An 18,647-nucleotide genomic window follows, 5' to 3' on the forward strand; every position below is an offset into this window, starting at 1 on the left:
ACTTTCTTGCCGGGTGACGCTACGCTTACCCGGCCTACAGTTGGAATGTAGGCCCGCGCAAGCGTAGCGCCGCCGGGCGAAACGGGCAGCGTACGCGTTGTTAGCTATCAGCACCTTGTTCAGCACCTACCCCGGCAATCGCCTTACGTCGTTTTTTTAACTTCAACTCGCTCACCAGCACCCCGGCGACAATAAACGCCGCGCCCACAAGGGCCAGCAGCGGCAGACGTTCCCCGGCGAGTCGCCCGAAAATGCCCGCCCAGACCGGCTCGCCGGTGTAGATGACCGTTGCCCGCGTTGGCGATACGCTGCGCTGCGCCCAGTTCATGGTGACCTGGATAATGGCGCTGAAAATCCCCAGCCCCAGCGCCACCACGACCAGGCCCGTGGACATCGGCGGCACGGACTCTCCTGCCGGCACCATGGTCGCAAAGGCCACCAGCGACGCGGTCGCGAGCTGCACCACCGTCACCCGTTTGACGTCGACCTTGCCCGCCCACGCGCTGATGAGAATAATCTCCGCCGCAATGGCAATCGCCCCAATCAGGGTAATGATCTCGCCCGGCCCCAGCGCCAGAAGATTGTTTTCCGGCCCGGCCAGTAAGATCAGGCCGATAAACGCCAGCACGATGCCAATACAGGACATCAGACCCGGCAGCCGCCCCAGGCACAGCCATTGCAGTAGCGGCACCAGCGGCACATACATGGCAGTGATAAACGCGGATTTGCTGCTGGAGATGGTCTGCAATCCCCACGTCTGCAGGCTGTAGCCCATGGCTATCGCCACCCCAATCGCCACGCCCGCCTTAAGCTCTTTCAGCGTCAGACCCCGCAGCGTTTTAAGGGATATTAGCCCCACGGCTAACGCCGCCGTCGCAAAGCGAAGGCCGACAAAGAAGAACGGATCGCTGAGGGTCACCGCGTACTGAACGGCCAGAAACGTCCCGCCCCAAAACATGGTGATGAGAATGAGGATGGCTTCCTGTGGTTTTACGGAGAATTTAAAGCGTGAGACAGACATGCGGCACCAGCAAATGAGAACAATTCTGTAGTGTGCGTTGCCTTTGGTTACAGTTCAATGTTGCAGAAATAAAAAAACCGCCGGGGGAAACCCGGCGGCAGGGAGTCAACCCGGCGAATTACTTATTACCGCCATGGCTGTTTTTCCCCCCTTTCTTGCCAGCCTCAGATGCGCGCTGAGGGTCATTTTTAAAATTCCCCCCGCTATGCTGGCCACCTTTACGGCCTGCTTCTGATGCTCTTTCACGGTCTTCTGCGAAATTACCTGAACCACCACGATGGTTTGCCATCTCTAACCTCCAGAGTGTGAAACATTAGACATCATATTGCATTCAGTAAAAGAGGATTCTTTCACCTCGCGGCTCAAGGACAACGCCTTTATCTGTGCCGCGTGAAACTAAGCTTAGTGGAATGAGGTTATCCGGCAAGCCGAAGGTAATATCCTGCAACATGATCTCAGTCTTTCGGGTGAGATGACGCGGCGGTAATTCATAAGCCTTTCTTATCATTTTAAAAATCCGCACCGGGAAAGTTGTATCATTTTGCTACAAAGCCATTTTTCTCCTCATGTTGTTATAAATCAAATAAATGGCGTTCATTTTTGCAGTCTGGCTGTGATGACATATCTTTAAAAGAGCGCAGCGATCCGCTGTCAGAGAAACCAACGAGGAGTGAAGCAAAATGGCAAAAGTTCTGGTGCTCTATTATTCCATGTATGGACACATTGAAACCATGGCTCACGCGGTAGCAGAAGGTGCAAACAGGGTTGACGGCGTTGAGGTTGTGGTGAAACGCGTACCGGAAACCATGCAGGCGGAAGCCTTCGCGAAAGCCGGGGGAAAAACACAAAACGCCCCGGTCGCCACCCCGCAGGAGCTGGCGGATTATGATGCTATTATCTTCGGCACCCCAACCCGCTTCGGCAATATGTCAGGCCAGATGCGCACCTTCCTCGATCAAACCGGCGGACTTTGGGCATCCGGGGCGCTCTACGGCAAACTCGCCAGCGTATTCAGCTCTACCGGGACCGGCGGCGGTCAGGAGCAGACGATTACCTCAACCTGGACTACCCTTGCTCATCACGGGATGGTGATTGTGCCAATTGGCTACGGCGCGCAGGAGCTGTTTGATATTTCCCAGGTGCGCGGCGGTACGCCGTACGGTGCAACCACCATTGCCGGTGGGGATGGTTCACGCCAGCCAAGCAATGAAGAACTGTCTATCGCCCGCTATCAGGGTGAATACGTCGCGGGTCTGGCCAAAAAACTCAACGGCTAACACCCAACAGGAGGACAAGCATGCCAACTCAAGAATCCAAAGCTCACCACGTGGGCGAATGGGCAAGTTTACGCAACACCTCTCCGGAGATTGCCGAAGCTATCTTTGAAGTCGCGAAATACGATGAAAAGCTGGCCGAGCAGATTTGGGAAGAAGGCAACGATGAAGTGCTGGTGCGCGCCTTCGAAAAAACGGACAAAGACTCGCTCTTCTGGGGTGAGCAAACCATCGAACGTAAAAACGTTTAAGCGTTTCCCCCCGCCATCACGCGGGGGGTTCTCTCTTACTTCGCCGCGTTATTCATCACCGCATTGAATTTATCGACAGGACAGAAGCCGTTCGCATCCACCGGGCAGCCCTTCAGCTCCAGCGTCACGCGCTGCGCCGGAGACTGCAGCGACAGCACGCTGGCGTTGCGCAGCTGCTCTGAGCTCTGATAGACATACTCAATTTTCATCAGCTCCTGGTTGGCATTTTTGTCATGCCAGCGCTGGAAGACAATCTTGCCGCCAATCGGGGTGCGCTCCTGCTGGTCGTGCAGCTGGTACGGTTTGAAATCGAGGGCGGTGAGCAGGGAAGCAATGTTCGAATCATGCCCCACCAGCAGGGTGATCTTTGGCGCTTTCGCCTGCTCGGTGACCAGCGTTTTATCGATATACTTCACCAGCGGTTTCGCCACGTTTTGCGCCACCTCGGTAGAGGTAAACAGCGAGTCCTGATAGCCGTTTTTCAGCTTCGACAGCACGCGCCACTGCTGGTCGGTTTTGATTTCGCCCCAGGCCACCTGGTCGGCCGGGAAGCCTTCGTAATACTGCAGCGTGAACGCGTCCACCAGCGAGTTGCCCACCTTCAGCGGCCCGGAAACGCCGGGCTCTTTTTCATAGTCGGCGCTGACGGTATCTTTCGCGTCCGCCAGCGAGCAGACCTTTTTCTCTTTGCAGGACGGCGAGTCGGCGTAGTTGGTCATCTGCTCCAGCAGCTTGTAGCTTTCACCAAGCTGCATTTTCTGCCGCTCGGACTCCATCGCCTTGAGCGCTTTTTCGCGGAATGCCGGCGAGTTATCGGTAATCACCGGATTGAATGTCGGGTCCATGGTGCCCATTTTTTCCTGATGGTGCACGGGCACATCGCAGCCCGGGAACGCGCCGGTGATAAAGAACTGCGCGGTGGCAACGGTGCGCTGCAGGCTGTTAGCATAGGCGTAAACGCTCTCCGCCGGTGGACATTCTCCCGTCTTCACCATCCCCTGCTGCGCCAGCCACTCGCGCATGTAGTGCCCCATATACACCTCCAGCACGCCACCTTTGGTGGTGAGCTGGCCGCCCGGCACTTCCCACTCCGGCCACTGCTTCGGCGTGGACTGCTCCAGCACGCTGCCGTTATTGGCCAGCGGCGCGCGCAGGTTGTGACGGCTCATGATTAAAACTTGCTCCAGCTGATACCCTTCCGGCGTCTCTTGCGCCTGTACGCCAAACGTTGCTGAAATGGAACCGGCGACTGCCAGCGCGAGTAGTGCTTTTCTCATCCCTAATTCCTCACTCGTTTTAAAATGTCGCGTTCAGTGTGACAGGTTCGTCACAATTTTCCGGGAAGCATTTCTCAAACTGATGATTAACGTGCTTACGGAGTGTGCCAATTAGTTTTATAATAAAACCACACCCCACCGGAGAATTCGCTGTGAAACGTACCCGCCTTGAAGAGAGCACCTGCCCCGTCGCCCGTTCGCTGGATATCATCGGCGACTGGTGGTCGCTGCTGATCGTTCGAGACGCGCTTCGCGGTATTAAACGCTTCGGCGAGTTTCAGAAAAGCCTCGGTATCGCGAAAAACATGCTGACCACGCGGCTCAAGCTGCTGGTGGACGAAGGCATCCTCCGGCTTCAGCCCGCCTCCGACGGCAGCGCCTGGCAGGAATACGTCCTGACCGACAAGGGACGCGCCCTGCAAACCGTGCTGGTTGCCTTGTCCCAGTGGGGCAATGAATTTTTGTTCGCGGAAAACGAATGCGGCACCGTTCTCGTCGATAGCGAACAGCGCAAACCGCTGCGAAAACTGATGCTTATCGCTGACGACGGGCGCGAACTGACGCCTGAAGAGATCGTGGCCAAACTCCCCTCCTGAGCCCACCCGCCAGGCAAAAGCAAAAAAATCCCGCCAATGTGGTTGCATTATAAAACCAAATGGCAGAGAGTTAATTCAGTTTCATATTGAAACCAAATAACCCACTTTGCCTGAGGTAATGCATTATGACTACGCAAATCACCACCGCCCTGATCACGGGTGCCTCTTCCGGGATCGGTGCCGTCTATGCCGATCGCCTTGCCGCGCGCGGTGCCAACCTGGTCCTGGTCGCCCGCCGCGAGGATCGCCTGAAAACCCTCGCCGCCGACCTGCGCGCGCGCTACGGCGTGGCCGTCGATATTCTGGTGGCCGATCTCACCGATGAAGCCGGGATCCGGGCGGTGGAAGAGGAACTGCGCAGCAATACCGCCATTGATACGCTGGTTAACAACGCGGGCACCGCGCAGATGGCGCCGTTCCTCGCGGGCGAGGTGGCGCAGCATCAGGCCATCAATACCCTCAACACCACGGCGCTGATGCGGCTGACCTACGCCATTCTCCCGCGACTGGCGCGGAACAATCGCGGCACGCTGATCAATATCGCATCGGTGTTATCGCTCCATGTCCGTGCGGGCAGCGCGCTCTACAGCGCCACCAAGGCCTGGGTACTGAGCTTTACCCGCGGACTGCAGGAAGAATTTGCCGACAGCAACGTGCGCATTCAGGCCGTGCTGCCCGCCGCGACCGCGACGGAGATCTGGAGCCATTCTGGCGTCACGGTGGACGATCTGCCGGAAGGATCGGTGATGACCACCGACGATATGGTGGATGCGTCACTGGCGGGTCTGGATCAGGGCGAACCGATCACCATCCCGCCGATGCATGACGTCAGCCTGTGGGACCGCTACGAAGCGGCGCGCCTCGAGCTGTTTAACAGCGCGCGCACCGGCATCCCGGCTCCGCGCTACGTAAAGCAGTAGCCTAACGCTCCAGCTGGTCGCCGTACTCGCTCATCCAGGCGGCCAGCGGCGAGAGCGCATCCTGCAGGGTTAACCCCAGCCCGGTAATCTGATACTCCACGCGCGGCGGGATCTCCGGGTAGACCGTCCGCGTCACCAGCCCGCGCTGTTCAAACAGGCGCAGCTGCTTCGTCAGCTCTTTCTGGGTGATGGGTGCAGCCGCCCGCAGCAAATCGCCAAAGCGGACAGGCGTGTTAATCACAATAAGACGATAAAGGATCGGGATTGCCCATTTGCCGGAAATCAGGTTTACAAACTGCGTCATCGGGCAGGTATAGGCCTCAGATTTTTTTTCACAGCACTCACCCAGCATTTCTGCCATAGCACACCTCTTGCCTCGTTAGTATCCATTTGGTACCTGGTTTCCTTTCGATACTAACGTTTCTATAGTGCTTTCTCCAGTGACATTTCAGGAGAAGAACATGGGTCGTTTAACCGATAAGTATACGTTGATTACCGGCGGCACCAGCGGCATCGGTCTTGCCACCGCGCAGGCGTTTATCGCCGAAGGGGCGCGCGTCGCCGTGACCGGACGCAACCCGGACACCCTCGCTGAAGCTGAGCGCATTCTGGGCGATAAGGCCTGGGTGATCCCGACCGATGCGGGCGATATCGCCTCGCAAAAAGCGTTGGCGGAAACCCTCGCCGCCCGCTGGCCGCGCCTGGACGCGGTGTTTCTCAACGCCGGCGACGTGACGCACGCGCCGCTGGAAGCCTGGCAGGAAGAGGCCTGGGACCGTCTGATAAACATCAACCTGAAGGGGCCGTTCTTTTTAATCCAGGCGCTGCTGCCGCTGCTGAACAACCCGTCCTCGGTGATCCTCTGCGGCTCCGTGAGCGCGCGCATCGGCCTGCCCACCAGCAGCGTGTATGCCGCGAGCAAGGCCGCCCTGCTGTCGCTGGCGCGCACGCTGTCGGCGGAGCTGCTGCCGCGCGGGATCCGCGTCAACGGCCTGAGCCCCGGTCCGGTGGAGACCCCGGCGTTTACGAAAACGGGCTTAAGCGACGAGGCGCTTAACGCGATGATGGCGGAAATCATCAAGCTGGTGCCGCTCGGCAGAATGGGCTCGACGACGGAGCTGGCAAAAGCCGCGCTCTATCTGGCCTCCGACGAGTCGAGCTACACGGTGGGAACGGAGCTGCTGGTGGACGGCGGAATGGGAAGTCTGTAATTCAAAAGGCGCTGATGCCGGTGACCGCGCCGACATACAGCGCCGCCCACGCGCAGGCGGAAAGCAGGCTGACGGCGTAGACTTTGACGGCGTTAAGCCTGAGCATACCCGCCGCCAGCGGCACGACATAGCGCAACACCGCCAGAAAGCGCGACGTAAACAGTACGATGACACCGTTTTTTTGCAGCTGATGCTGAACCCGTAAAAACGTAGCGGCATGCTTCGCCGTAAAGCGCGCGACCAGCCGGGTGTGCCCCATCAGCTGGCCGATATGGTAATTCAGCATCGAACCTGCCGTCGCCCCCATCACCACGGCCAGCCACGCCAGGGCAGGATGCATGCTCCCCTGGCTGACGCCGATGCCCGCCAGCAGCATCACCGAGGCGGGCGGCAGCACGGAGGAGATCAGCACCGTGGACTTGCTCAGCGCCATCACAAATAACAGCGCGAACAGATGTGCCGGATACAGCGCAAAATGATTCAGCAGATTATCAAGCCACGCCATTTTCTCTCCTCCGTTAATTATTTAATCCTCCATTTAAAGTGAATAAACCTAAATAAAGCCTCAACATTTTATTAATAATATTTATCTAAACCGTTCTTAAACATTATTTAATTTTCTGAGCGCTAAATTTAAACAGGCGTATTATCCCTCTCGTTTTACAACGATCTCGTTATGGCGAGGCTCCTGTACAAATACACGTTATCGCTCTGGTAGGTTCGAGAGAACCGGCACAGGGTAAAACAGGCACTGTCGAATCAAGGCTTTGTCAGTATAACTTCCCTTGCGGGATACGGTGTACAGTGCTGAACCCAGGACGTGGGGATCTCCTCTTCGACATGCCCTGTCTTGCTCGCCCCTGAGAGATGTTATTATTCAAAGGGAATTCACTATGTCTTACGCTATTCACAACCAAAACCTGGCATTCAATGACAGCGCGGTCGCGCAATATATGAATACCGATTTTATCGTCCTCGATATCGCATTATGCGTGGCGCTGGCGCGCGAGCAATTCTTCAAAAAATTAAAAGACGATGATATTCCGTCGCATATTTTTATTGAAGACAATGGCCGCCTTGCGGGGATGGTTGCCGTGCGCAAGCTGCTACAGACCACAGATACCGTACAGCCAATTAAAAGCCTGATGATTTCGCAGTTTTTGCAGGTCAAACCGGAGGATGAACGTGCCGATGTTGCAGGACTGCTGGCGCACGGCGACGCAGATGTCGTGCCCGTGGTGACCCACGGCAAACTCGTCGGCTGCCTGACCGAGCGGGAAATTGCCCATCTGCTGGAAGATGACGTCACCGAAGATGCTCAGCTTCAGGGGGCGACGCTGCCGCTGGAGAAGCCCTATCTGGAAACCAGCGCCTTCAGCCTGTGGAAGAAACGCTCCGTCTGGCTGCTGCTGCTGTTTGTCGCCGAAGCCTACACCAGCTCGGTCATTCAGCATTTTGAAGAGGCACTGGAGTCCGCCATCGCGCTGGCGTTCTTTATTCCGCTGCTGATCGGCACGGGCGGCAACAGCGGGACGCAGATCACCTCCACGCTGGTGCGCGCCATGGCGCTGGGTGAAGTTCATCTGCGCGACGTGGGCCGCGTGCTGCGCAAAGAGATGACCACCTCGCTGATGATTGCCGTGACGCTCGGCATTGCCGGGTGCATTCGCGCCTGGATGATGGGGATCGGGCTGGAGATTACGCTCATCGTCAGCCTGACGCTGGTGTGCATTACGCTGTGGAGTGCGATTGTCTCGTCCGTCATTCCGATGGTGCTCAAGCGCTGCGGCATTGACCCGGCGGTCGTCTCCGCGCCGTTTATCGCGACGCTGATCGACGGTACCGGGCTGATTATCTACTTTAAGATCGCGCAATATACGCTGGGGCTGGAGTGATGTGATTCCTTGCCGGGTGGCGCTGCCGCTTACCCGGCCTACCCATCCCGTAGGCCCGTGCAAGCGCAGCGCCGCCGGGCAACAATCAGATCGCACCAAGCGCTCTCACCGCCTGCCCAAATGCCTCAATCGCCAGGGCAACATCCTCAGCCATCACCGATTCTGCCGGGTGGTGGCTGATCCCGCCCTTACAGCGCACAAACAGCATCCCCACCGGCCAGCGTTCCGCCAGGGCGATGGTGTCATGCCCGGCGCCGCTGGGCAGAGATAACGAGCGCCCCTGCACCGATTCAACCGCGTCGCCCAGCAGGCGCTGCAAACGCGCATCGCACGGCGTGGCGGCGATCCGGTAAAACTCCTCGGCGCTGAAGCTCAGCCCGCGACGGGCGGCGATCGCCTGCGCCTGCGCCAGCAGTTCAGCGAGCAGCGCGTCCAGCGGGGCATCCTGCGGGCCGCGAATATCCAGCGAGAGCGCAACCTCGCCGGGGATGACGTTCACCGCGCCGGGCAGGCAACGCAGTTCTCCGACCGTTGCCACCCGGTTGCCGCCCTGCTGCCGGGTGGTGTTTTCAATCAGCACCATCCACTCGGCGGCGGCGGCCAGAGCATCCTTACGATGGTTCATCGGCACGGTACCGGCGTGCCCGGCCTCGCCGGTGAAGCGGCAGTTGAGGCGGCGCGCGCCGTTGATGGCTTCCACCACGCCCAGCGCCAGCCCTTCCTGCTCCAGACACGGTCCCTGTTCGATATGCAGTTCCAGACAGGCGCTGAAATCCTCCTGATGGCGTGCCGCGAGCGCCACGCGAGTGGGATCGAGCCCCGCCTGCACCATCGCCTGCGCCACGCTGATGCCATGAGCATCGCACGTCTCCAGCCAGCCCTGCGGCCAGGTTCCCGTCAGCCCCCGGCTGCCCAGCAGGGTGATACCAAAACGGGTGCCCTCTTCGTCGCCAAAGCCGACAATCTCGATGGCCTGCGCCAGATGCCGCCCCTGCTTGTGCAGGTTGTCCACCACTTCGATGGCGGTGAGCACCCCGAGCATGCCGTCGTAGCGCCCGGCGTTGCGTACGGTGTCCAGATGCGAGCCGAGCAGCACCGCCTGCGCCCCCTCCTGCGCGCCCTCGTAGCGTCCACAGATATTGCCCACGCTGTCCTGCCAGACGGTCATGCCCGCCTGGCGCATCCACTCCCCGACCAGCTGGTTGGCCTGCAGATGCTGCGTGGAGAGATAGACCCGCGTCAGGCCGTCCGGGGTTTCGCTGATGGCGGCCAGCGCGTCGGCGCGCGCCATCACTCGCTCTGCCGCCGGGCTCATTGCGGCGTCTCGCGACGGTAGTGGTCCCACGCAGCCTGCATGGCGGCCCCCTGCGTGGTGGTGAACTTCAGGTAGTTCAGCACCGACTCCAGCGCGCTCAGGGTAGTCATCACGCAGTCCTTGCGCGCGTTATAGCCCATGGTGCCAATGCGCCACACTTTGCCGTGCAGCGGGCCAAACGAGGTGCCGATTTCAATCCCGAAATCCTCCAGCATCAGCTTACGCACCTGGTCGCCGTTGATCCCCTGCGGGATGACCACGCCCAGCACGTTGTTCATCTTGTGCTTCAGGTCGCCGAAGGTCTCCAGCCCCATCGCCTGAATGCCCTTCAGCAGCGCATCGCCGTGCAGCTTGTGACGCGCGATGCCGTTATCCAGCCCCTCCTGCAGGATCAGTCGCGCGCATTCGCGAGCGCCAAACAGCGCGGTAGTTGCTTCGGTGTGGTGGTTCAGCCGCTCCGGCCCCCAGTAGTCCATCACCATGCCGAGATCGAAGTAGTTGGAGTAGATCATCTCCTCGTCGCCGTCGCGGTGGGCGTCGGTGCGAATGCCCTCCTCCACGCACTTGCGGCGGCGGATTGCCTCTTCCATCCGCGCGCTCAGGGTGATCGGCGACGTGCCGGACGGGCCGCCGAGGCACTTCTGCATCCCGGCCGAGACGGCGTCAAGCCCCCAGGCGTCGGTCTCCAGCGCGTTACCGCCGAGCGACGCGGTGGCATCGGTGTAAAACAGCACGTCGTAGCGACGGCAGATCGCGCCAAGCTCGGCGAGCGGCTGCAGCATGGTGGTGGAGGTGTCACCCTGCACGGTCAGCAGCAGGCGCGGACGAATACGCTTAATCGCATCCTCCACCTGGTCCGGGGTAAACACCTCGCCCCACGGTACTTCGATGGTATGCACCTCCGCGCGGCAGCGGCGGGCAATTTCGCACAGCAGGTGACCAAAGCGGCCAAACACCGGCACTAGCACCTTATCTCCCGGGCGAATGGCGGAGACCAGAATGGCTTCAATCCCCGCGCGGGAGGTGCCGTCCACCAGCATCGTCCAGCGGTTTTCGGTGCGGAACACGCCGCGATAGAGCGCCATCACCTCGTTCATGTAGTGTGTCATGGCCGGATCGTACTGGCCGATCAGCTGGCTCGACATGGCGCGCAGCACGCGCGGGTCGGCGTTGATCGGGCCCGGCCCCATCAGCAGGCGCTGCGGCGGGTTGATTTGCGGAAAGTGTGCGATATCCATTGTTCAGTCCTTATCAGTTGAGGCCGCGCACGGAGGAGATGAACTGCTTCAGTTCCGTGGTCTGCGGGTTGGCGAACAGCGTTTTGCTGTCGCCCTGCTCCCAGACTTTCCCCTGGTGCATAAACACCACGCGGTCGCCCACTTCGCGGGCAAAATTCATTTCATGGGTAACCAGTATGAGCGTCATCCCCTCGGCTGCCAGCTGCTCCAGCACCTTGAGCACTTCGCCCACCAGCTCCGGGTCGAGCGCGGAGGTGATCTCGTCGCAGAGTAACACTTTCGGCGACATCGCCAGCGCGCGGGCAATCGCCACGCGCTGCTGCTGGCCGCCGGAGAGGCTCGACGGGTAGTAATCCAGACGATCGCCAAGCCCCACTTTCTCCAGCATGCGCTGGGCCAATTCGCGGCATTCGGCGGCGCTTTTCTTCAGCACCCGACGCGGGGCGAGCATCACGTTCTCCAGCGCCGTCATGTGCGGGAACAGGTTGAAGCTCTGGAACACCATCCCCACCGAGCGGCTGATTTCGCGCGCCTGAGAATCCCGGTCGGTAATGGTCATGCCGCCAAGCTTAATGCTGCCGTCCTGATAGCCTTCCAGGCCGTTGATGCAGCGCAGCAGCGTGCTTTTGCCCGATCCGCTGCGCCCGATGATGGAGATCACCTGGCCCATGTCGATATCCAGATCGACGCCCTTGAGCACGTGGTTATCGCCGTAGTACTTCTGCACCTGATTAATGGTGATGAGAGGCATTGAATTTCGTCTCCAGATAGCGGCTGTAGCGCGACAGCGGATAACACAGAATAAAGTAGCCCAGCGCCACCAGCGCAAAGACCTTAAACGGCTGATAGGTCACGTTGGTCAGCATGGTCCCGGCCTTGGTCAGCTCGATAAAGCCGATAATCGATGCCAGCGCGGTCCCCTTGATCACCTGCACGGCAAAGCCGACCGTCGGCGCAATGCCGATGCGCAGCGCCTGCGGGGCGACCACGCGGAACAGGGTCTGGCCAAAGGTCAGCCCCAGACAGCGCGACGCTTCCCACTGCCCCTTCGGCAGCGCGCGAATGCTGCCGTACCAGATATCGAGCAGAAACGCGCTGGTGTAAAACGTCAGCGCCAGCGAGGCGGCGGTCCACGGCGAGACGTCGATGCCGAACAGCGCCACGCCGAAGAAGGCCAGGAACAGCTGCATCAGCAGCGGCGTGCCCTGAAACAGCTCAATATAGCCGCGGATGATGCGCTTCACCGTGCGCCCGCCGGTGAGGCGCAGCAGCAGGAGCGGCAGCGTCACCACCGCCCCGCCGACAAACGCCACCAGCGACAGCAGCACCGTCCAGCGTCCGGCCAGCAGCAGGTTGCGAATAATGTCCCAGTCGGTAAAGGTGGTCATCATGCCTGCACCCCCAGCCATTTGCGTCCTGCCGCCATCATCAGCTGGCGCAGGGTAATCGATAGCGCCAGGTAAATGCCGGTTGTCACCAGATAGACCTCAAAGCTCAAAAACGTTCTGGACTGGATCAGGTTGGCGGCGAAGGTCAGCTCTTCATACGAGACCTGCGACACCACCGACGAGCCGAGCATCACGATGATGCACTGGCTCACCAGCGCCGGGTAAATGCGCTGCAGCGCGGGCGGCAGCACCACGCGAATAAAGGTCTGCAGGCGGGTCAGCCCCAGCACGCGCCCGGCCTCCCACTGCCCTTTCGGCGTGACCTGAATGCCCGCGCGGATAATTTCGGTGCTGTAGGCGCCCAGGTTCACCACCATGGCCAGCAGCGCCGCTTCCCCCGCCGTCATCTTCAGGCCCAGATTCGGCAGACCGAAGACGATGAAAAACAGCTGCACCACAAACGGCGTGTTGCGGATGATTTCCACGTACGCGCCCCAGATCCGGCTGAACCAGGTGGTGCGTCCGCTGCGGATCGCCGCCCCGAAAATCCCGATTGCCAGCCCGCCGACGGTCGCCATCACCGTCAGCTGAATGGTGACCCACAATCCCGCCAGCAGCGCCGGCCAGTGCGGCCAGAGGGCTGAAAAATCAAGTTGCTCCGTCATCGGCTCAGGCGCCAAGATTTGCCGGCAGCGGGGCCTTCAGCCACTGCTCGGACAGGCCGTTCAGCGTGCCGTCCTTGATGCCCTGCTCAATCAGCGCGTCCACTTTTGCCTTCAGGGCCGGTTCGTTTTTCTTCAGGCCGATAAAGCACGGCGAATCTTTCAGCATAAAGCTCGGGACCGGGGCTTTATCCGCGTTCTGGCGCGAAATGGCCGCCACCACGAGGTTGCCTGTTGCCACGTACTGCACCTGGCCAGAGAGGTAGGCGGAGAGCGTGGTGTTATTGTCTTCGTAGCGCTTCACGTCCGCGTCTTTCGGCGCCAGGCCGGTCAGCACCATGTCCTCCACCGCCCCGCGCGTCACGCCGATGGTTTTTCCGCTCAGCGCGGCGGCGTCCTTCAGTTCAGCCCCTTTCGGACCAAACACGCCGAGGAAGAACGGCGCGTAGGCGCGGCTGAAGTCGATTACCTTCTCGCGCTCCGGGTTTTTACCGAGGCTGGAAATGACCAGATCCACCTTGTCGGTTTGCAGGTACGGCACGCGGTTGGCGCTGGTCACCGGCACCAGCTGCAGCTTGAGCTTCATCTGTTTGGCGAGGTAGCGCGCCATGTCGATGTCGTAGCCCTGCGGCTGCAGATCGGTTCCCACCGAGCCAAACGGCGGGAAATCCTGCGGAACGGCAATGCGAATGGTGCCGCGCTTCTCGATATCCTGAAGCTGGTCAGCCTTTGCCGGCAGCTGTGTGAAGAGGCATGCGGCCCCGGCCAGTGCAATTAACAGTTTTTTCATGGTGCTTCCCCGTAACGTTAACATGAAACAAAAGATTCTTTGAAGGTGTTTTTGCAACTAATGTGCCAGATAAGGCGAAGCGGGGATTTTTCTAATAAAGCCTGATAAAACGCGGGCGGGGCGAAAACGCTCTCCATTTTCGCCCCGCCCTTATGCACCATTTTAATGCAAAGCACCACCCTGATGCCCCATTATCGCTGTTCGAGTTCGTCCAGCTGCTGGTAGAGGGAGGCGATCTCGTGAATGCGCGGACGGCCCTTATCGAGAATGTCATGCAGGAAGGCGTTCGCCAGCAGGTTGATCAGACTGTTGACCGACGAATAGCTGTCATAGGCGGAGACGCTGTCCAGCGGGGTGCAGAGCCGCCAGCTCGCCAGCGGAAACAGGCTGTGGGCCTGCGGCTCGCACATCAGCAGCACCGGAATACCGCTGCTCTGAAGCTGCTGCAGCAGCGGACGGATGATGCGCGGGCGACGGCGAAAGGCCATCATCACCACCAGATCGTCCGGCGTTAAGTCCACCAGCTCCTCGCTCAGGCTCTGCCCGGGCTGCGGCAGGACCAGCACCTGACCGCGCGCCTGCAGCAGCTGCTGGCGCAGATGAAGCGCCGCCGGATAAGCGTTACGCATGCCGATAATGACGATGCGCCGCGCCCTGACCATGCAGGCTATGGCGTCGGCAAACTGCTGCGCGTCAAGGGCATTGACCCACTGGGTCAGGTTCGCCATCTCCTGCTTATAGTGGCGCGCCAGCAGCGTGTTGCCCTGCACCGCGTCGCGATTATCGGTGAGCGGCATTCCGCTCTGACGCAGGGTGCGCAGCTCGTCGCGCATGTCCTTATATTTCTCATAGCCCAGCCGCTTAAACAGACGGCTCACCGTGGCTTTCGACACCCCGCTCAGCTGCGCAAGCTCGGCGCTGTTGTAGCTAATCAGATCGTCAAAATGGTCGAATATAAAGTCCGCCACCCGTTGCTCCTGCGGCGACAGCGACGGGTATTGTGCTTTCAGACGTTCATCTAACTGTTCCATAGCGCCTCTGTAACTTTTGTTTCATTACATTGTACCTTTTTTGTATGTATTCATTATACGTGCCAGTTTACTGAAACTTTTCTTTCAGAACTGGAACAGCTTTTGCAGCACCTTGTGACTTTCAGGGTTACGAGGACGCTTCATGCAAAGTAATGTCTCCACGCACGGCATGGCCGTTGCGCCCCACCATCTTGCCAGCCAGAGCGCGCTGGCGGTGCTGCGCGAAGGCGGCAGCGCGATAGAGGCGATGGTCGCGGCAGCGGCCACCATCGCCGTGGTTTACCCGCATATGAACGGGCTGGGCGGCGATGGCTTCTGGCTTATCGTGCCGCCGGAAGGCGACCCCATCGCCATTGACGCCAGCGGCGCGGCGGGATCGCGCGCGACGCTGGCCGCCTACGATGGGCTCACGCAGATCCCCCATCGCGGACCGCAGGCGGCGCTGACCGTCGCCGGCACGGTCAGCGGCTGGGACGAGGCGCTGAAGGTTTCCCGTGAGATGACCGGCAAGGCGCTGCCGCTGGCCCGCCTGCTGGCCGACGCCATTGACTATGCGCAGAACGGCACCCCGGTCACGGCCTCTCAGGCCCACGCCACGGCCAGCAAGTTCGACGAGCTGAAGGCCATCCCCGGCTTCGCGGAAACCTGGCTGGTCGACGGTAAGCCACCGCAGGTCGGGAGCCGGTTTTACCAGCCCGCCATGGCCACGACCTTGACGCGCCTGGCGGAAGAGGGTCTGGACAGCTTTTATCGCGGCCCGCTGGCGGAAGTCCTGGCGCACGGCATGGAGACGCTGGGTCTCCCCGTGACGCTGGCCGATCTCAACGCCCACGCGGCCCGGCGCACCACGCCGCTGAAGCTGGAGCATCAGCAGGGAGAGATCTTTAACCACGCCCCGCCAACGCAGGGGCTGGTCTCGCTGGCGATACTCGGCATCACCGACCGCCTGAACATGGCGGAAGCCGACGATGCCGAAACCATTCACCGCATCGTTGAAGCCACCAAGCTGGCCTTTAGCCTGCGCGATGCCCACATCACCGACCCGCGCGCGCTGAAAACCGATGTTCAGAAACTGCTGGATCCCGCCGCCCTGCAGGCGCTTGCCGACAGGGTTGACGACGGCCGCGCCGCGCCGTGGGGAACCGGAAAAGGTCCCGGCGATACGGTGTGGATGGGGGTGATGGACAGCAGCGGGCTTGCCGTGTCGTTTATCCAGAGCCTTTATCACGAGTTCGGCAGCGGTGTGGTGCTGCCCGATACCGGCATCGTCTGGCAGAACCGGGGCGCATCGTTCAGCCTCGATCCCGCCCATCTTCTGGCCCTCGCGCCGGGCAAACAGCCGTTCCACACCCTGAACCCGGCGGCGGCGCGTCTGAAGGACGGTCGCGTGATGGTCTACGGCTCGATGGGCGGCGACGGACAGCCGCAAACCCAGGCCGCGCTCTTTACCCGCTACGTTGTCCAGGGCGTCCCCCTGCAGGAGAGCATCACCCGCCCACGCTGGCTGCTGGGGCGCACCTGGGGGCAAACCTCCGACACCCTAAAGCTTGAAGGGCGTTTTTCACCCGAGACGGTCGCGCGCCTGCGGGCACTCGGTCACGAGGTGGAGGTATTCCCTGACTTTAGTGAAGCCATGGGCCACGCGGGCGCCATTGTTCGCCACCCCAACGGGCTGTTTGAAGGGGCATTTGACCCGCGCAGCAACGGCGCGGCCGCCGGATTCTGAGGAGAAAATAATGACGACACACCAACCCGACTGGCAGGCGTACCTGGCACAAATGGAAACCGTACTCGGCGTGACGCTGGATGACGCCCGCCGCGCCGAGCTGCAGCTGCAGTTCAGCCGCATAGTCACCATGGCCGCCCCGCTGATGGCGCTGCCGCTCGACGACCGTCTGGAGATTGCAGGAGTGTATAAAGCATGACGCTACACGAGATGAGTATCAGCGCTATTCAGCAGGCGCTGAGCGCTGGGGAGCTGAGCGCTCGCGAGATCGCCCGACAGACGCTGGAGGGGATTGCGCGCGTTAACCCGCAGATCGGCGCCTGGACCGCCGTGACGGAAGCACGCATGCTCGCCGAGGCCGACAATATCGATACCCTGCGACGGGAAAAGCGTCCCCTGCCGCCGCTGGCGGGCGTACCCTACGCGGTGAAAAACCTGTTCGACGTTGCCGGTCACACCACCCTCGCCGGGGCCGAGCTGTTCAGCCAGCGCCCCGCCGCGGCCGCCGACAGCTTCGCCGTGCGCCAGCTGCGCAGCGCGGGCGGGCTGCTGACCGGGATGGTCAATATGGACGCCTACGCCTACGGCTTTACCACCGAGAACAGCCACTACGGCGCGACGCGTAACCCGCACGATCTGACGCGCATTGCGGGCGGGTCGTCCGGCGGTTCAGCCGCCGCGGTGGCCGCCGGGCTGGTGCACTTTTCGCTCGGCACCGACACCAACGGCTCGATTCGCGTTCCGGCCTCCCTGTGCGGCATCTACGGCCTGAAGCCCACCTTTGGCCGCCTGTCGCGATCCGGCAGCCATCCGTTTGTCGCGAGCCTGGATCATATCGGGCCCTTTGCGCGCCGCGTATGCGACCTGGCGTCCGTGTACGACGCGCTGCAGGGCCGGGACACCAGCGACGGTTTTCAGGCAGAGAGCTCGCGGGAACAGACGCGCCCCCTGCTTGACCGCGGGCTTGACGGCCTGCGCTGCGCGGTGCTCGGCGGCTACTTCACCACCTGGTGCGACGCGGACGCCAGAGACGCCGTGGCGCGGGTGGCGAAGGCGCTCGACGTGCAGGATGAGCTTCAGTTTCCTGACGCCGAGCTGGCGCGTTCCGCGGCGTTTATCATCAGCGCCTCCGAAGGGGGAAATCAGTACCTGCCTGCGCTTCGCCGGGAGCCCGAGCGTTTTGAGCCGCACTCCCGCGAACGCCTGCTGGCCGGGGCGATGATCCCTTCCGCCTGGTACATTCAGGCCCAGCGGTTTCGCGCGCAGGCACGGCAGGCGTTTCACGCGCTGTTTGCACGGGCCGACGTGCTGATTGCCCCGGCAACGCCGCGCAGCGCCACGCGGATCGGCGAGCAAACCATGGAGATTAACGGTCAGCCGCTTCCCATCCGCGCCAGCATGGGGATGCTGACCCAGCCGATTTCGTTTTTAGGCCTGCCCGTGACCACCGTTCCGCTGCGCACCGCGCAGGGCGCGCCCATTGGCCTGCAGCTGATTGCCGCGCCGTTTAACGAGCAGGCCTGCCTGCGCGTCGCGCGGGTTCTGGAAGAGAGCGGCATCACCGATGCCCGCCCGACGGAGATAGCAGCATGATGAATCACGATGACATTAACCTCCCGTGGGTGGTTGCCGAGGTGACGGCCGCGTTTTACCGCTATGAGGACGCGCTGGTGAGCAACAACGTTGCGGTGCTGGACGAGCTGTTCTGGCACGACAAAAACACGGTGCGGCTGGGGGCGGGTGAAAACCTGTACGGGATCGATGAAATCCGCGCCTTTCGCGCGGCGCGCCCCGCCGCCGGGCTGCAGCGGACGTTGCGCCACACCGTCATCACCACCTTCGGGGAGGATTATGCCGTGTGCAGCACCGAGTTTACCCGCGAGAGCACGGAACGCATTGGCCGCCAGCAGCAGACGTGGGTGCGGTTTGCCTACGGGTGGCGCATTGTGGCGGCGCAGGTGAGTTTGATGGTGTAACGCTGAAAACCTGCCCGGTGGCGCTGCGCTTACCGGGCCTACGATGTCCCGTATGCCATGTGGGCTCTGTAGGCCG

The 18,647-nt window shown here is 61.0% G+C and carries 22 protein-coding genes and 1 riboswitch; of the genes, 10 read left to right on the forward strand and 12 right to left on the reverse strand.

Annotation, left to right across the window (positions count from 1 at the left end):
- Nucleotides 1-100 precede the first annotated feature (100 nt).
- Nucleotides 101-1,021, reverse strand: coding sequence for a DMT family transporter (locus tag HMPREF3143_RS15480; protein ID WP_023327076.1), 921 nt, complete (start codon nucleotides 1,019-1,021; stop codon nucleotides 101-103).
- Between the two features lie 118 nt (nucleotides 1,022-1,139).
- Entirely contained in the window at nucleotides 1,140-1,310 is a 171-nt protein-coding gene (locus tag HMPREF3143_RS15485; RefSeq protein WP_013097201.1) for a con-10 family general stress protein, read from the reverse strand.
- Nucleotides 1,311-1,701: 391 nt separating this feature from the next.
- Here HMPREF3143_RS15485 and wrbA point away from each other — a divergent pair, with 391 nt between their 5' ends.
- Nucleotides 1,702-2,298, forward strand: coding sequence for an NAD(P)H:quinone oxidoreductase (gene wrbA / locus HMPREF3143_RS15490; protein ID WP_008499831.1), 597 nt, complete (start codon nucleotides 1,702-1,704; stop codon nucleotides 2,296-2,298).
- 20 nt (nucleotides 2,299-2,318) lie between these two features.
- Nucleotides 2,319-2,546, forward strand: a complete 228-nt coding sequence (locus HMPREF3143_RS15495; RefSeq protein ID WP_008499832.1) for a YccJ family protein — start codon at nucleotides 2,319-2,321, stop codon at nucleotides 2,544-2,546.
- Between the two features lie 35 nt (nucleotides 2,547-2,581).
- Here HMPREF3143_RS15495 and agp read toward each other — a convergent pair whose 3' ends face one another.
- Entirely contained in the window at nucleotides 2,582-3,823 is a 1,242-nt protein-coding gene (agp, locus tag HMPREF3143_RS15500) for a bifunctional glucose-1-phosphatase/inositol phosphatase (protein ID WP_070533552.1), read from the reverse strand.
- A gap of 152 nt (nucleotides 3,824-3,975) precedes the next feature.
- Between agp and HMPREF3143_RS15505 the strand changes: the two genes are divergently transcribed.
- Nucleotides 3,976-4,419: a winged helix-turn-helix transcriptional regulator gene (locus tag HMPREF3143_RS15505; protein ID WP_008499834.1), complete on the forward strand. Its 444-nt coding sequence runs from the start codon at nucleotides 3,976-3,978 to the stop codon at nucleotides 4,417-4,419.
- A gap of 125 nt (nucleotides 4,420-4,544) precedes the next feature.
- Complete coding sequence (locus HMPREF3143_RS15510) at nucleotides 4,545-5,339, forward strand: SDR family NAD(P)-dependent oxidoreductase (RefSeq protein WP_032674506.1); 795 nt, start codon at nucleotides 4,545-4,547, stop codon at nucleotides 5,337-5,339.
- Between the two features lies 1 nt (nucleotide 5,340).
- Here the strand turns inward: HMPREF3143_RS15510 and HMPREF3143_RS15515 are convergent, their stop codons facing one another.
- A complete protein-coding gene (locus HMPREF3143_RS15515; protein ID WP_008499836.1) occupies nucleotides 5,341-5,700 on the reverse strand; it encodes a winged helix-turn-helix transcriptional regulator in 360 nt (119 codons plus the stop codon).
- 100 nt (nucleotides 5,701-5,800) lie between these two features.
- Here HMPREF3143_RS15515 and HMPREF3143_RS15520 point away from each other — a divergent pair, with 100 nt between their 5' ends.
- Complete coding sequence (locus HMPREF3143_RS15520) at nucleotides 5,801-6,550, forward strand: SDR family oxidoreductase (RefSeq protein WP_070533554.1); 750 nt, start codon at nucleotides 5,801-5,803, stop codon at nucleotides 6,548-6,550.
- Between the two features lies 1 nt (nucleotide 6,551).
- Here HMPREF3143_RS15520 and HMPREF3143_RS15525 read toward each other — a convergent pair whose 3' ends face one another.
- Nucleotides 6,552-7,055 (reverse strand): DedA family protein, encoded by a 504-nt coding sequence (locus HMPREF3143_RS15525; RefSeq protein ID WP_070533556.1) that lies wholly within the window; start codon nucleotides 7,053-7,055, stop codon nucleotides 6,552-6,554.
- Nucleotides 7,056-7,213: 158 nt separating this feature from the next.
- Nucleotides 7,214-7,383, forward strand: a riboswitch (M-box (ykoK) riboswitch).
- 60 nt (nucleotides 7,384-7,443) lie between these two features.
- On the opposite strand from HMPREF3143_RS15525, the gene HMPREF3143_RS15530 reads away from it, so the two are divergent.
- Nucleotides 7,444-8,445 (forward strand): magnesium transporter, encoded by a 1,002-nt coding sequence (locus HMPREF3143_RS15530; protein ID WP_021240818.1) that lies wholly within the window; start codon nucleotides 7,444-7,446, stop codon nucleotides 8,443-8,445.
- 85 nt (nucleotides 8,446-8,530) lie between these two features.
- Here HMPREF3143_RS15530 and hpxK read toward each other — a convergent pair whose 3' ends face one another.
- The 7 genes from hpxK to hpxU form a co-directional block, all read right to left on the reverse strand.
- On the reverse strand, nucleotides 8,531-9,760 hold the full coding sequence (hpxK, locus tag HMPREF3143_RS15535; protein ID WP_021240819.1) for an allantoate amidohydrolase: 1,230 nt from the start codon (nucleotides 9,758-9,760) through the stop codon (nucleotides 8,531-8,533).
- Nucleotides 9,757-10,998: a pyridoxal-phosphate-dependent aminotransferase family protein gene (locus HMPREF3143_RS15540; protein ID WP_070533558.1), complete on the reverse strand. Its 1,242-nt coding sequence runs from the start codon at nucleotides 10,996-10,998 to the stop codon at nucleotides 9,757-9,759. Before HMPREF3143_RS15540 ends, hpxK begins: the two co-directional genes overlap by 4 nt.
- Nucleotides 10,999-11,011: 13 nt before the next feature.
- Nucleotides 11,012-11,749 (reverse strand): amino acid ABC transporter ATP-binding protein, encoded by a 738-nt coding sequence (locus tag HMPREF3143_RS15545; RefSeq protein ID WP_008499843.1) that lies wholly within the window; start codon nucleotides 11,747-11,749, stop codon nucleotides 11,012-11,014.
- On the reverse strand, nucleotides 11,730-12,386 hold the full coding sequence (locus HMPREF3143_RS15550) for an amino acid ABC transporter permease (RefSeq protein ID WP_014883296.1): 657 nt from the start codon (nucleotides 12,384-12,386) through the stop codon (nucleotides 11,730-11,732). The genes HMPREF3143_RS15545 and HMPREF3143_RS15550 overlap by 20 nt, the downstream gene beginning before the upstream one ends.
- Nucleotides 12,386-13,051, reverse strand: coding sequence for an amino acid ABC transporter permease (locus tag HMPREF3143_RS15555; protein WP_039023905.1), 666 nt, complete (start codon nucleotides 13,049-13,051; stop codon nucleotides 12,386-12,388). The genes HMPREF3143_RS15550 and HMPREF3143_RS15555 overlap by 1 nt, the downstream gene beginning before the upstream one ends.
- A 4-nt stretch (nucleotides 13,052-13,055) precedes the next feature.
- Nucleotides 13,056-13,838 carry a transporter substrate-binding domain-containing protein gene (locus HMPREF3143_RS15560; protein WP_023311064.1) on the reverse strand — a complete coding sequence of 261 codons (783 nt, stop codon included), beginning with the start codon at nucleotides 13,836-13,838 and terminating at the stop codon, nucleotides 13,056-13,058.
- Nucleotides 13,839-14,029: 191 nt separating this feature from the next.
- A complete protein-coding gene (gene hpxU / locus HMPREF3143_RS15565) occupies nucleotides 14,030-14,869 on the reverse strand; it encodes a MurR/RpiR family transcriptional regulator HpxU (RefSeq protein WP_069598101.1) in 840 nt (279 codons plus the stop codon).
- 142 nt (nucleotides 14,870-15,011) lie between these two features.
- Between hpxU and hpxW the strand changes: the two genes are divergently transcribed.
- Genes hpxW through hpxZ form a run of 4 tightly spaced genes read left to right on the forward strand, consistent with a single transcriptional unit; the run spans nucleotide 15,012 to nucleotide 18,571 of the window.
- Complete coding sequence (hpxW, locus tag HMPREF3143_RS15570) at nucleotides 15,012-16,595, forward strand: oxamate amidohydrolase (RefSeq protein ID WP_070533560.1); 1,584 nt, start codon at nucleotides 15,012-15,014, stop codon at nucleotides 16,593-16,595.
- A 10-nt stretch (nucleotides 16,596-16,605) separates the two neighbouring features.
- Nucleotides 16,606-16,794, forward strand: coding sequence for an oxalurate catabolism protein HpxX (gene hpxX / locus HMPREF3143_RS15575; protein WP_021240826.1), 189 nt, complete (start codon nucleotides 16,606-16,608; stop codon nucleotides 16,792-16,794).
- On the forward strand, nucleotides 16,791-18,188 hold the full coding sequence (locus HMPREF3143_RS15580) for an AtzE family amidohydrolase (protein ID WP_070533562.1): 1,398 nt from the start codon (nucleotides 16,791-16,793) through the stop codon (nucleotides 18,186-18,188). The genes hpxX and HMPREF3143_RS15580 overlap by 4 nt, the downstream gene beginning before the upstream one ends.
- Nucleotides 18,185-18,571, forward strand: a complete 387-nt coding sequence (hpxZ, locus tag HMPREF3143_RS15585) for an oxalurate catabolism protein HpxZ (RefSeq protein WP_008499851.1) — start codon at nucleotides 18,185-18,187, stop codon at nucleotides 18,569-18,571. Before HMPREF3143_RS15580 ends, hpxZ begins: the two co-directional genes overlap by 4 nt.
- The last annotated feature ends 76 nt before the right edge of the window (nucleotides 18,572-18,647 follow it).

The organism is Enterobacter sp. HMSC16D10 (genome assembly GCF_001807145.1).
GTDB classification, from domain to species: domain Bacteria; phylum Pseudomonadota; class Gammaproteobacteria; order Enterobacterales; family Enterobacteriaceae; genus Enterobacter; species Enterobacter roggenkampii.

Coding starts and splice junctions, on each gene's coding strand:
- HMPREF3143_RS15480 (WP_023327076.1), bottom strand. CDS start 1,021: ATGTCTGTCTCACGCTTTAAATTCTCCGTAAAACCACAGGAAGCCATC.
- hpxZ (WP_008499851.1), top strand. CDS start 18,185: ATGATGAATCACGATGACATTAACCTCCCGTGGGTGGTTGCCGAGGTG.
- agp (WP_070533552.1), bottom strand. CDS start 3,823: ATGAGAAAAGCACTACTCGCGCTGGCAGTCGCCGGTTCCATTTCAGCA.
- HMPREF3143_RS15515 (WP_008499836.1), bottom strand. CDS start 5,700: ATGGCAGAAATGCTGGGTGAGTGCTGTGAAAAAAAATCTGAGGCCTAT.
- HMPREF3143_RS15540 (WP_070533558.1), bottom strand. CDS start 10,998: ATGGATATCGCACACTTTCCGCAAATCAACCCGCCGCAGCGCCTGCTG.
- HMPREF3143_RS15555 (WP_039023905.1), bottom strand. CDS start 13,051: ATGACGGAGCAACTTGATTTTTCAGCCCTCTGGCCGCACTGGCCGGCG.
- HMPREF3143_RS15580 (WP_070533562.1), top strand. CDS start 16,791: ATGACGCTACACGAGATGAGTATCAGCGCTATTCAGCAGGCGCTGAGC.
- HMPREF3143_RS15550 (WP_014883296.1), bottom strand. CDS start 12,386: ATGACCACCTTTACCGACTGGGACATTATTCGCAACCTGCTGCTGGCC.
- HMPREF3143_RS15560 (WP_023311064.1), bottom strand. CDS start 13,838: ATGAAAAAACTGTTAATTGCACTGGCCGGGGCCGCATGCCTCTTCACA.
- HMPREF3143_RS15495 (WP_008499832.1), top strand. CDS start 2,319: ATGCCAACTCAAGAATCCAAAGCTCACCACGTGGGCGAATGGGCAAGT.
- wrbA (WP_008499831.1), top strand. CDS start 1,702: ATGGCAAAAGTTCTGGTGCTCTATTATTCCATGTATGGACACATTGAA.
- hpxX (WP_021240826.1), top strand. CDS start 16,606: ATGACGACACACCAACCCGACTGGCAGGCGTACCTGGCACAAATGGAA.
- HMPREF3143_RS15525 (WP_070533556.1), bottom strand. CDS start 7,055: ATGGCGTGGCTTGATAATCTGCTGAATCATTTTGCGCTGTATCCGGCA.
- HMPREF3143_RS15520 (WP_070533554.1), top strand. CDS start 5,801: ATGGGTCGTTTAACCGATAAGTATACGTTGATTACCGGCGGCACCAGC.
- HMPREF3143_RS15510 (WP_032674506.1), top strand. CDS start 4,545: ATGACTACGCAAATCACCACCGCCCTGATCACGGGTGCCTCTTCCGGG.
- HMPREF3143_RS15485 (WP_013097201.1), bottom strand. CDS start 1,310: ATGGCAAACCATCGTGGTGGTTCAGGTAATTTCGCAGAAGACCGTGAA.
- hpxW (WP_070533560.1), top strand. CDS start 15,012: ATGCAAAGTAATGTCTCCACGCACGGCATGGCCGTTGCGCCCCACCAT.
- HMPREF3143_RS15530 (WP_021240818.1), top strand. CDS start 7,444: ATGTCTTACGCTATTCACAACCAAAACCTGGCATTCAATGACAGCGCG.
- HMPREF3143_RS15545 (WP_008499843.1), bottom strand. CDS start 11,749: ATGCCTCTCATCACCATTAATCAGGTGCAGAAGTACTACGGCGATAAC.
- hpxK (WP_021240819.1), bottom strand. CDS start 9,760: ATGAGCCCGGCGGCAGAGCGAGTGATGGCGCGCGCCGACGCGCTGGCC.
- hpxU (WP_069598101.1), bottom strand. CDS start 14,869: ATGGAACAGTTAGATGAACGTCTGAAAGCACAATACCCGTCGCTGTCG.